This is a genomic window from Micromonospora maritima (assembly GCF_902825405.1).
Classification (GTDB): domain Bacteria; phylum Actinomycetota; class Actinomycetes; order Mycobacteriales; family Micromonosporaceae; genus Micromonospora; species Micromonospora maritima.
Genome location: NZ_CADEAU010000180.1, coordinates 1 through 10028 on the forward strand (window position 1 = coordinate 1; position 10028 = coordinate 10028).

Sequence of the window (10028 nt, forward strand, 5' to 3'; positions counted from 1 at the left end):
GCGCCGGTGGACCGGGCGGCCCTGGTGGACCTGCTGCTGCGGGTCGGCCGGCTCGCGGACGAGCAGCCCCGGGTGCGGTCGCTCACGCTCAACCCGGTGCTGGCCCGCCCGGACGGCATCTCGGTGCTGCACGCCACCGTGCGCACCGGCGCGGAGAGCCCGCGCCCCGACACCGGCCCGCGCCGGCTGTAAGGAGGGGCCCCTTCTTAACGCCTCCGGTAGAGGAAGGGCCCCTTCTTAACACCGTCAGGCGCGGGAGGAGATCTGCTGCACCGACCACTCGTTGCCGTCGGGGTCGCGGAAGAAGACGAAGCCGACGTTGTCCAGCGGGTGCGGCACCGGCCGTGGGTTGCGGCCGACGACCTGGATGTCGCCGACCTCCACGCCCCGTTCGACCAGCTCCGCGCGGGCCTTCTCCAGGTCGGACACCACCAGTTGCAGGCCCTTGAGCGAGCCGGGCGGCATCTCCGGCACGACGCCCCGGCCGAGGACGATCGAGCACCCGGAGCCCGGGGGCGTCAGTTGCACGATGCGTCCCACCCCGCCGAGGTCGGTGTCGTGGTCGACGGCGAAACCGACCCGTTCGGCGTAGAACTCCTTGGCCCGGTCCACGTCGGAGACCGGCACGATGACCACTTCCAGGGTCCAGTTCACGGGGTCACTCCCTCTGTCGTCGGGTGCAGCAGGTCCGTGAGCCGGTCGAACGCCTCGGCCAGGCCACGGGTCATGGGATAGCGGAGCACGGTGTCGCGGCCGCGCCGGGTGGCGAACCGCAGGGTGGTGACGACAGTCGTCCGGCCCGCCGACCCGGTGAGGTCGTGGCGGACCAGCGTCTCGCCCGGATAGGACTGGCCGTCGAAGAGTTCGGTGCACACCAGCCGGGCCGGCGGGTCGATCTCCAGGTAGGTGCCGCCCTGACCCATCAGGGTGCCGTCGGGCCCCCGGGAGACGAAGCGCCAGCGCCCGCCCACCCGCAGGTCCACCGCGCACTCGATCAGGTGCCAGCCCCGCGCCCCCCACCAGCGGACCAGCAGGTCGGGACGGGTGAAGGCGGCGAACACCAGGTGCCTCGGGGCGGCGAAGTCGCGACTGAGCCGGATCTCCCGGTCCCCGTGGAGGGTCACGGTCAGGTCCGCCGGACCGGCGCTCACTCCCGGTCCCCGGCGGTCAGTTCGGCGAGCACCTCGTCGAGGCGCGCGTAGCTCTCGGCCCAGTAGTCCCGGTAGTCGGCCAGCCACGCGACGGCCGCCCGCAGCGGCCGCGCGTCCAGCCGGCAGGGGCGTCGTTGGGCGTCCCGGCCACGGGTGACCAGGCCGGCGCGTTCGAGCACCCGCAGGTGCTTGGAGACGGCCGGCTGGCTCATCGCGAACGGTGCGGCCAGCTCGGTGACGGTCGCCTCGCCGGCGGCGAGCCTGGTGAGGATGGCCCGCCGGGTGGGGTCGGCCAGCGCGGCGAAGGTCGCGTCGAGCAGGTCGGCGGTCACGTCTATAACCTCCCGGTTCGATAACCGGTTGGTTATATCCACTGTGCCGGGGCGGGTCAAGCACCGGGCACGCGACAGGCCCCGGCGAACCGCCGGGGCCTGTCGGTGGGGCGTCGGGTCAGCAGGCGTACGCCTCCAGCCGGTTCGCCCGCTCCGGGTCACGCAGCTTCAGCAGCGTCACCTTCTCGATCTGCCGGATCCGCTCCCGGGACAGCCCGAACTCGCGGCCCACCTCGTCGAGCGTGCGCTGGCGGCCGTCGTCCAGGCCGAAGCGCAGCCGGATCACCGCCTGCTCCCGCTGGGACAGGGTGGCCAGCACGATCCGCACCTCGTTGCGCAGCTCGCCGTTGGTGGCGGCGTCGCCCGGCTCCGCGCGCGGGTCCACCGCGGCGACGAAGTCGCCGAGGGCGCTCTCGCCGTCCTCGCCGACCGCCTGGTCCAGGCTCACCGGCTCCCGGTCGTACGAGATCAGCTCGATCACCTGGAACTCGGGGATCTCCAGCGCGGTGGCCACCTCGGCCACGGTGGGCTCGCGACCGAGCGCCACGGACAGCTCGCGCCGCACCCGGACCATGCGGTTGACCTGCTCGACCATGTGCACCGGGATGCGGATGGTGCGGGCCTGGTCGGCCATGGCGCGGGTGATGGCCTGGCGGATCCACCAGGTGGCGTACGTGGAGAACTTGTAGCCCTTGGTGTAGTCGAACTTCTCGACGGCGCGGATCAGGCCGAGGTTGCCCTCCTGGATCAGGTCGAGGAAGGCCATGCCCCGCCCGGTGTAGCGCTTGGCGATGCTCACCACCAGCCGCAGGTTCGCCTCCAGCAGGTGGTCCTTGGCGGCGCGGCCCTCGGCGGCCACCAGCGCCAGGTCCGCGCGCAGCTCGGCGGAGACCGGCGTGCAGGTGGCGAGCTTCTCCTCGGCGAAGAGCCCGGCCTCGATCCGCTTGCTCAGCTCCACCTCCTGCGCCGCGGTGAGCAGCTTGGTGCGGCCGATCCCGTTCAGGTACGCCCGGACCAGGTCGGTGGAGACGCCGCGCTCGTCGGTGGCGTCCAGGTCGGTGAGGGTGACGTCCATGTCCTGGTGCTCGATCATTCGCTGGGTCATCTCTGTTCTCCCCGTGTCCTACGTGCCCTACCGGTCCCCGTGCCGCCGGCGCGGTGGGCCGGTGACAACAAGCTTGGCGGTCGGGGCGTGAGACGGGAGTGAGGCGATCGGGGACCCGACAGGAATCCCGCCGGAAGTCCGGCTGTCGCTTGCCCGACCCGGTTACCGTGCCAGCGTCCGGCCGGTGGGGTCGGGAACGAACAGGCGATCGGAGAACGTGGTGGTCTTCAAGCGGCTCATGCAGGCGATGGGTGTGGGCGGTCCGTCGGTGGAGACGGTGCTGGCCAACCCGAACTGCCGCCCCGGCGGTCAGCTGGAGGGCCGCGTCCACGTGGTCGGCGGCGACCACCCGGTGGATGTGAGCTGGGTCGCGCTCGGGCTGGTGACCCGGGTGGAGGTGGAGAGCGGCGACTCGGAGTACGACACCAACCAGGAGTTCGGTCGGGCCCAGGTGACCGGCCCGTTCCGACTGGACCCGGGGCAGCGCTACGACGTGCCGTTCCGCTTCCAGGTGCCCTGGGAGACCCCGCTCACCGACCTCTACGGCCAGCACCTGCACGGCATGACGATGGGGCTGCGGACCGAGCTGGAGGTGGCCCGGGCGGTGGACAAGGGCGACCTGGACGCCGTCTCGGTGCACCCGCTGCCCGCCCAGGAGCGCCTGCTGGAGGCGTTGCTGCGGCTGGGCTTCCGCTTCGCCCGCGCGGACGTGGAGCGCGGCCACATCTACGGCGTACGCCAGCAGCTGCCGTTCTACCAGGAGATCGAGTTCTATCCGGCGCCCCAGTACGCCGGCGCGATGAACCAGCTGGAGGTCACCTTCGTCACCGATCCGCACCAGGTGCAGGTGGTGTTGGAGATGGACAAGCGCGGCGGCCTGTTCACCGAGGGTCGGGACGCGTTCGGCCGGTTCACCGTGGACCACGCGACCGCGGACCGCACCGACTGGGCCGCCCAGCTCGACGGCTGGCTGCGCCAGTCGCTGTCCCGCCGCGGCCTGTTCTTCTAGGCCGTCACAGGTCCAGCAGGAGGGTGCGGGGACCGACGTTGACGCTCTCCACGAGCATGTGGGTGCGGAACCGGCCGGTCTCCACCTTCGCCCCCCGGGCGCGCAGCTCCTCCACCACGGCGTCCACCAGGGGCTCGGCCACCTCGGCCGGGGCGGCGGCGGTCCAGCTCGGCCGCCGGCCCTTGCGGGCGTCGCCGTAGAGCGTGAACTGGCTGACCACGAGCAGCGGCGCGCCGGTGTCCGCGGCACTGCGGTCCTCGTCCAGGATGCGCAGCTCGTGCAGCTTGCGGGCCATGGTGGCGGCGACCTGCGGGGTGTCGGTGTGGGTGACGCCGAGCAGCACCAGCAGCCCGTCGGCGATCTCGCCGACCACCGCCCCGTCGACCGTGACCGACGCCCGGCCGACGGTCTGCACCAGCGCGCGCATCAGTCGGTCACCGGTTCGACGAGGCCGCGCTCGACCAGGTGGGCCACGATCGGTCCGGCCGCCTCGGCCAGTTCGTCCGGGGCCACGTCGTGCGCGGCGGCGAGCAGGGCGAGCTGGTCGCGCAGCGGCAGCCGGCCGTCCGCGCCGCCGACCAGGGCGAGCACCAGCGGGTCGATCTCCTCCGACCAGCGCAGGCCGCGCGGCATGGCGAGGACCTGCCGGTCCACCGCCCAGCCGTCGTCGCCCATGGTGGCCTCCTGGCGCAGCTGGAGCCCGTCGGCGGCCCGGTAGCGGGCGGCGAGCAGGCCGTCGACGTCCCGGGCGCGCAGCCAGTCCTGCCTGTCGAACCACTCGCCGATCCGGTCGCCGAGCGGCGGTTCGACCCGCTGGCGCAGGTCCTCGACCCGGACGACCGGCCGGTCGTGCCCGGCCCGGCGCAGCGAGACGATGCCGAACCCGATCGCCTCCACCTTGTGCGCGTCGAACCAGTCCAGCCAGGCCTCCATCCGCGCCGGGTCGGTGCTCTCGCCGACGTCGGTCAGCCACAGGTTCACGTACGCCATCGGGTCGGCCACCTCGCGCTGGATCACCCAGGCGTCCAGGCCGGTGCCGGCGAACCAACCGGTGACCCGCTCGGCCCAGTCCTCGCCGGTGACGTGCACCCAGTTCGCCAGGTACTGCATGGTGCCGCCCTCGGTGAGCAGGTCCGGCGCGGCGGCGGCCAGCTCGGCGCCGATCGCGTCGCCGACCCGGCCGGAGTCGCGGTAGATGTGCGTGGTGGTGCCGGGGCCGACCACGAACGGCGGGTTGCTGACCACCAGGTCGAAGCGGCGTCCGGCCACCGGGGCGACCATGTCCCCGCGCAGCAGCTCCCAGTCCTGTCCGTTGAGCGCGGCGGTGGTGGCGGCGAAGCGCAGCGCCCGCTCGGAGACGTCGGTGGCGGTGACGTGGCGGGCGTGGGTGCCCAGGTGCAGCGCCTGCACGCCGGAGCCGGTGCCGAGGTCGAGCGCGGTGTCGACCGTGCGGCGCACGGCGGCGCCGATCAGCGTCTGGGTGGCGCCGCCGACGCCCAGCACGTGCTCGGCGTGCAGCGGGCGGCCGGGCCGGGCACTGGCCGGCACGTCGGCGAGCACCCACCAGTCGTCGCCGTACGGCTCCAGGTCGACGCCGGCGCGCAGCCCGTCGCCGTGCCGTTCGACGATGCCCCCGGCCAGCGCCTCGTCCACGGTCAGCGGGGCGAGCGCCTCGGCCACGACCGGCTCGGACTCGGTCTGTTCGCAGATGAACACCCGGATCAGCGTGCCCAGCCGGTCGCGGTCCTCGGTGGCGCGCAGCGCGGCCCGGTGGTCGTTGCGGGCCACGCCGCCGGTGGCCTGGGGGCCGAGCCGGTCGGCGATCCCGTTCGCGGTGAAGCGGGCCAGCGTCAGCGCGGTGCGCAGCGCGTCGACCCCGGCGGGGGAGAGCAGCATGTCGTGACGGTTCACACCGGCCATCCTGCCTCGCCCGGCGGCCGGAGCGGCGCGCACCCGCCGGAACCGGGCCGGAGACGGTATCAATCGGCAACTATCTCTTTCATGGGCATCGATGTATGGCTAGCATTCCCCCCAACATCCGTCGATGGGCGGTCCGCCGGCCACGAACCGGCCCGCCCGGTAGGGAGCCAGACGATGCCCGACGTGTCCGTTCCCCGGCGGCGTGCACTGCGCGCGCTCGCCGTCACGGCCGCCGCCGCGGCCCTCACCGCCGCCGCCTCCACCCCGGCCCTCGCCGCGCCGACCGGCGACATCCGGTACGCCGGCGCCGCCGACGCCGTCAGCGGCAGCTACGTGGTCGTGCTCAAGGGCGACGCGGTCGGCACCGCGAACAGCCGCACCGCCCGCACCGCCGTGCCGGACCGGGCGGCCGGCCTGGCCAAGCGCTACGGCGGCGCCGTCGGCACGGTGTGGAGCGCCGCCCTCACCGGCTACAGCGCCACGATGAGCGCCACGCAGGCCCGTCGACTGGCCGCCGACCCGGCCGTCGCGTACGTCGAGCAGGACCGCCGGGTGACCGTCCAGGGCACCCAGACCGGCGCCACCTGGGGGCTGGACCGGATCGACCAGCGCAACCTGCCGCTCAACAGCACCTACACCTACCCGAACACGGCCAGCAACGTGCGGGCCTACATCATCGACACCGGCATCCGGACCACCCACACCGACTTCGGCGGCCGGGCGACCTGGGGCACCAACACGGTGGACAGCAACAACACCGACTGCAACGGCCACGGCACGCACGTCGCCGGCACGGTCGGCGGCACCAGGTACGGCGTGGCCAAGGGCGTCCGCCTGGTCGCGGTGAAGGTGCTCAACTGCTCGGGCAGCGGCACCACCGCCGGCGTGATCAGCGGCGTCAACTGGGTCACCTCGAACGCGGTGAAGCCGGCCGTGGCCAACATGAGCCTCGGTGGCGGCGCCAGCAGCACGCTGGACAACGCGGTGGCCAACTCGATCAGCTCCGGCATCACGTACGCCGTCGCGGCCGGCAACTCCAGCGCCAACGCCTGCAACTCCTCGCCGGCCCGGGTCGCCTCGGCGCTCACCGTCGGCTCCACCACCAGCAGCGACGCCCGGTCGTCCTTCTCCAACTACGGCTCCTGCGTGGACATCTTCGCCCCGGGCTCGTCGATCACCTCGGCCTGGCGCACCAGCGACACCGCGACCAACACGATCAGCGGCACGTCCATGGCGTCCCCGCACGTGGCCGGCGCCGCCGCGCTCGTCCTGTCGGCGAACACCTCGTACAGCCCGGCGCAGGTGGCCAGCTACCTGACCGGCAACGCCACCACCGGCAAGGTGACCAACCCGGGTTCGGGCTCGCCGAACCGGCTGCTCTTCGTGGTGAACTGACCGCACCGTGAGCCGACGCGGCCCGGTGGACCCCAGCCCGGTCCACCGGGCCGCGTCGCGCTCGTCGGGGAGTCGGGCCCGCGACCGGTCGCCGGGGCGGCAGGATGGGGGCATGACGCTCTCCCTGCCCATCGACCCGCAGGCCAACGAGCTGCTCGGGCGCAGCCCGCTGGCGCTGCTCCTCGGCATGGTGCTCGACCAGCAGGTGCCGATGGAGAAGGCGTTCTCCTCCCCGTACGTGCTGACCCAGCGGCTCGGTCACGAGCCGGACGCCCGGGAACTGGCCGGGTACGCCCCGGAGGCCCTGGTGGAGCTGTTCGCCCGGCCACCGGCGCTGCACCGCTTCCCCAAGGCGATGGCCGCCCGCACCCAGGAGGTCTGCCGGGCGCTCGTCGAGCGCTACGACGGCGACCCGGCCCGGCTCTGGTCCGACGCGGCCGACGGCCGGGAGCTGCTGCGCCGGGTCGGCGAGCTGCCCGGCTTCGGTCGGCAGAAGGCGCAGATCTTCGTCGCCCTGCTCGGCAAGCGGTTCGGGGTGACGCCGCCGGGCTGGCGCGAGGCGGCCGGCGACTACGGCGACCCGGCCGCCCACCGGTCGGTGGCCGACGTGACCGACCCCGAGTCGCTGCGCCGGGTGCGCGAGTTCAAGCAGCGGATGAAGGCGGAGGCGAAGGCCGCGAAGGGCTGACACCATGAGCCAGCAGCGGGGCGGGGCGCTGCTGCGCACCATGGCCAGCTCGGAGCGGGCCACCTTCCTGGAACTCTTCTTCGACCTGGTCTTCGTGTTCGCGCTGACCCGGGTGTCGCAGCGGCTGATCACCGACATCGACGGCTCCGGCGTGGCGATGGCCGCCGGTGTCGGCCGAACCCTGCTGCTGTTCCTGGTCCTCTGGCACGTCTGGACCATCACCACCTGGGTGACCAGCCGGTACGAGCCGGAGCGCGTGGTCATCCAGGTGGTCGTGGTGGGCACCATGTTCGGCAGTCTGGTGCTGGGGGTGACGTTGCCCCGGGCGCTGGAGGAGCGGGCGCTGCCGTTCGCGCTGGCGTACGTGCTGATGATGGTCGGCCGGCCGCTGGTGATCCTGGCGGCGCTGCGCGGCCACCCGCGGCGGACGGTTCCGCTGCGGCTGGCGGCCTGGGCCGGCGCCAGCGCGCCGCTCTGGCTGGCCGGCGCACTGATGCCCGGGGCGCGCCTGCCGCTGTGGGTGGTGGCGCTGGCGGTGGACTACCTCGGCACGTACCTGGGTTGGCCGCTGCCCCGGCTCGGGCGGTCCCGCATCCGCAGCTGGCTGGTCGCCGGGGAACACCTGGCCGAGCGCTACCAGCAGATCTTCCTCATCGCGCTCGGCGAGTCGGTCCTGGTGATCGGCGTGGCCTACAGCGGGGAGCGGTTCTCCCGGCAGGGCGCCGCCGCCTTCACGCTCGCGTTCCTGGTCACCGCGCTGATCTGGCGGATCTACTTCCACCGGGCCGGGTTCCTGCTCGCCGAGGCGCTGCGGCGGGCCGGCTCGCCAGGGCGGCTGGCCGAGTCGGCCGCGCAGACGCACCTGGTCATGGTGCTCGGGGTGCTCGCCGCCGCGGTCGGCTACGAGCTGGTCATCGCCCACCCGTTCGACCCGGCCGAACCGCGCTGGCTGGTCTTCGTGGCCGGCGGCCCGGCCCTGTTCCTGGCCGCCCGGTCCCGCTTCGAGTACGAGATCTTCGGCCGGGTGTCCCGCTCCCGGCTGGCCGGGCTGCTGGCCCTGGTGCTGCTCGCGCCGGTACTGACGGCCGGGTCGGCGCTGCTGGCGCTGGGCGTGGTGACCGGCGTGCTGGCCCTGGTCGCGCTCGCCGACGCCCGGCACTCCTGGGGTCGGCCGCCGGAGTCCTCCGCCTCGCCGATCGGCCGGGAGATGCTCGGCGAGGCCGGCCCCGAGGCGTGAGGGCTCAGGCGGCGGTCGGGCGGGACAGCGAGGCCAGCGCGCGGCGCACGTCGGCCAGCGAAACGGTGGCCGAGTCGTCCAGGTCGGCCAGGCCGGCCTCGATCCACTGCCGCATCAGGGTGGTCACCCCGATGCCGCGGGCATCGGCCGCGGCCCGGACCCGGTCGTAGGTCTCCACCGGCAGCCGCACCGAGCGGCTCACCATCGGCACGTCGGTGTCGGGGGTGGGCAGCTGCGCCGGCGACGTCTCGTCGATCAGGTCGGCGAACGCGTCGCCGCCGGCGTGGAACCGCTTGGTCGCCTCGTCACGGTGCATGGTGACCGCCTCCTCGTCGGCGTGACCTCCGCACCGCCTCGTCGTAGCGCTTGGCCTCGACGTCGCTCAGCTCGCGGGCGGAGAGGATGTCCCAGTCGTTGTCGGTGCCGTCGGCCTCGGCCAGCAGCACGGCGAGACGTCGGCCCCGGTGGTCGGTGGCGTAGACCACCATGACGTCGTCGCCGAGGTGCCGGATGACCCGACGGTTGCTGTGCAGGGCCTCCCAGACTTCCCCGGGCGTGACGTCGTAGACCCGCAGGTTCGCCAACGCCTCGTCGGTGAAGCTGAACCGGTTGGCCACGAATCGGAGCGTACCACGCACGTAACACGGGCCGGGTCGGTCGAAGTTCGCCGATCATCCGTCCGGAGTGACAGGATGGGCCGTATCCCCTCGTAGGAGGTCCGTGGTGAAGCGTCAGGCTTACCAGCCGATCCTGATCACCGACGCCCCGCGCAGCCAGGACGACCAGCTCACCAGCCGACAGAAGCGCTACGTGCTGATGATGGGAATCCGGGTCGCGTGCCTGGTGGCGGGCGCGATCCTGGTCGGCGTCAAGGCCCCGCTGCTCTGGCTCTGGCTGCCGTTGTGCGGCCTCGGCATGGTGCTCATCCCGTGGCTCGCGGTGCTGTTGGCGAACGACCGCCCGCCCAAGGAGGAGCACCGCCTGTCCCACCGGTTCCAGCAGCGCCACCGGGACGAGGCACCGCCGATGGCGCTGTCCGCCGAGGAGCGCCCGCACAAGGTCATCGACGCCGAACCCTGACCGGCCCGGGCCGACTCGCCCGGGCCGGCCCGCGGATCAGCGGGTGGGACGGGCGCCCACCGTGGTCACGGCCAGCGCGCCGAGGTCGCCCGCGCGGCCCAGGGCGGCGCG

At 73.4% G+C, this 10028-nt stretch carries 14 protein-coding genes; 6 read left to right on the plus strand and 8 right to left on the minus strand.

Annotated elements, in window-relative coordinates:
- A partial coding sequence (locus HUW36_RS17170; RefSeq protein WP_174529099.1) for an acetate--CoA ligase family protein occupies nucleotides 1–192 on the plus strand: 192 nt, incomplete at its 5' end.
- Between the two features lie 54 nt (nucleotides 193–246).
- Here HUW36_RS17170 and HUW36_RS17175 read toward each other — a convergent pair.
- The 4 genes from HUW36_RS17175 to sigB all read right to left on the minus strand — a co-directional run bounded on the left by HUW36_RS17175 (nucleotide 247) and on the right by sigB (nucleotide 2588).
- Nucleotides 247–654 carry a VOC family protein gene (locus tag HUW36_RS17175; RefSeq protein ID WP_174529100.1) on the minus strand — a complete coding sequence of 136 codons (408 nt, stop codon included), beginning with the start codon at nucleotides 652–654 and terminating at the stop codon, nucleotides 247–249.
- Nucleotides 651–1151, minus strand: coding sequence for an SRPBCC family protein (locus HUW36_RS17180; RefSeq protein WP_246248199.1), 501 nt, complete (start codon nucleotides 1149–1151; stop codon nucleotides 651–653). Before HUW36_RS17180 ends, HUW36_RS17175 begins: the two co-directional genes overlap by 4 nt.
- The gene (locus HUW36_RS17185; RefSeq protein WP_174529101.1) at nucleotides 1148–1483 is read right to left on the minus strand and encodes an ArsR/SmtB family transcription factor; all 336 of its coding nucleotides are present in this window, start codon (nucleotides 1481–1483) and stop codon (nucleotides 1148–1150) included. Before HUW36_RS17185 ends, HUW36_RS17180 begins: the two co-directional genes overlap by 4 nt.
- Before the next feature lie 118 nt (nucleotides 1484–1601).
- Nucleotides 1602–2588, minus strand: a complete 987-nt coding sequence (gene sigB / locus HUW36_RS17190) for an RNA polymerase sigma factor SigB (protein WP_091579604.1) — start codon at nucleotides 2586–2588, stop codon at nucleotides 1602–1604.
- A gap of 220 nt (nucleotides 2589–2808) precedes the next feature.
- On the opposite strand from sigB, the gene HUW36_RS17195 reads away from it, so the two are divergent.
- On the plus strand, nucleotides 2809–3597 hold the full coding sequence (locus HUW36_RS17195) for a sporulation protein (RefSeq protein ID WP_174529110.1): 789 nt from the start codon (nucleotides 2809–2811) through the stop codon (nucleotides 3595–3597).
- Nucleotides 3598–3601: 4 nt separating this feature from the next.
- On the opposite strand, the gene dtd is transcribed toward HUW36_RS17195, so the two are convergent.
- A complete protein-coding gene (gene dtd / locus HUW36_RS17200; RefSeq protein ID WP_174529102.1) occupies nucleotides 3602–4024 on the minus strand; it encodes a D-aminoacyl-tRNA deacylase in 423 nt (140 codons plus the stop codon).
- Nucleotides 4024–5508 (minus strand): DUF7782 domain-containing protein, encoded by a 1485-nt coding sequence (locus tag HUW36_RS17205; protein WP_174529103.1) that lies wholly within the window; start codon nucleotides 5506–5508, stop codon nucleotides 4024–4026. The genes dtd and HUW36_RS17205 overlap by 1 nt, the downstream gene beginning before the upstream one ends.
- A 183-nt stretch (nucleotides 5509–5691) precedes the next feature.
- Here HUW36_RS17205 and HUW36_RS17210 point away from each other — a divergent pair, with 183 nt between their 5' ends.
- From HUW36_RS17210 to HUW36_RS17220, 3 genes are all read left to right on the plus strand, one after another.
- Nucleotides 5692–6912: a S8 family serine peptidase gene (locus HUW36_RS17210; RefSeq protein ID WP_174529104.1), complete on the plus strand. Its 1221-nt coding sequence runs from the start codon at nucleotides 5692–5694 to the stop codon at nucleotides 6910–6912.
- 112 nt (nucleotides 6913–7024) lie between these two features.
- Complete coding sequence (locus HUW36_RS17215; RefSeq protein WP_174529105.1) at nucleotides 7025–7600, plus strand: HhH-GPD-type base excision DNA repair protein; 576 nt, start codon at nucleotides 7025–7027, stop codon at nucleotides 7598–7600.
- Between the two features lie 4 nt (nucleotides 7601–7604).
- Nucleotides 7605–8837 carry a low temperature requirement protein A gene (locus HUW36_RS17220; protein ID WP_174529106.1) on the plus strand — a complete coding sequence of 411 codons (1233 nt, stop codon included), beginning with the start codon at nucleotides 7605–7607 and terminating at the stop codon, nucleotides 8835–8837.
- 4 nt (nucleotides 8838–8841) lie between these two features.
- Here HUW36_RS17220 and HUW36_RS17225 read toward each other — a convergent pair whose 3' ends face one another.
- On the minus strand, nucleotides 8842–9153 hold the full coding sequence (locus HUW36_RS17225) for a hypothetical protein (protein WP_174529107.1): 312 nt from the start codon (nucleotides 9151–9153) through the stop codon (nucleotides 8842–8844).
- Entirely contained in the window at nucleotides 9143–9454 is a 312-nt protein-coding gene (locus HUW36_RS17230; RefSeq protein WP_246248200.1) for a hypothetical protein, read from the minus strand. Before HUW36_RS17230 ends, HUW36_RS17225 begins: the two co-directional genes overlap by 11 nt.
- A gap of 106 nt (nucleotides 9455–9560) precedes the next feature.
- Here HUW36_RS17230 and HUW36_RS17235 point away from each other — a divergent pair, with 106 nt between their 5' ends.
- A complete protein-coding gene (locus tag HUW36_RS17235) occupies nucleotides 9561–9917 on the plus strand; it encodes a DUF3099 domain-containing protein (RefSeq protein ID WP_174529108.1) in 357 nt (118 codons plus the stop codon).
- Nucleotides 9918–10028: the final 111 nt, after the last annotated feature.

Coding starts and splice junctions, on each gene's coding strand:
- sigB (WP_091579604.1), bottom strand. CDS start 2,588: ATGACCCAGCGAATGATCGAGCACCAGGACATGGACGTCACCCTCACC.
- dtd (WP_174529102.1), bottom strand. CDS start 4,024: ATGCGCGCGCTGGTGCAGACCGTCGGCCGGGCGTCGGTCACGGTCGAC.
- HUW36_RS17210 (WP_174529104.1), top strand. CDS start 5,692: ATGCCCGACGTGTCCGTTCCCCGGCGGCGTGCACTGCGCGCGCTCGCC.
- HUW36_RS17215 (WP_174529105.1), top strand. CDS start 7,025: ATGACGCTCTCCCTGCCCATCGACCCGCAGGCCAACGAGCTGCTCGGG.
- HUW36_RS17220 (WP_174529106.1), top strand. CDS start 7,605: ATGAGCCAGCAGCGGGGCGGGGCGCTGCTGCGCACCATGGCCAGCTCG.
- HUW36_RS17225 (WP_174529107.1), bottom strand. CDS start 9,153: ATGCACCGTGACGAGGCGACCAAGCGGTTCCACGCCGGCGGCGACGCG.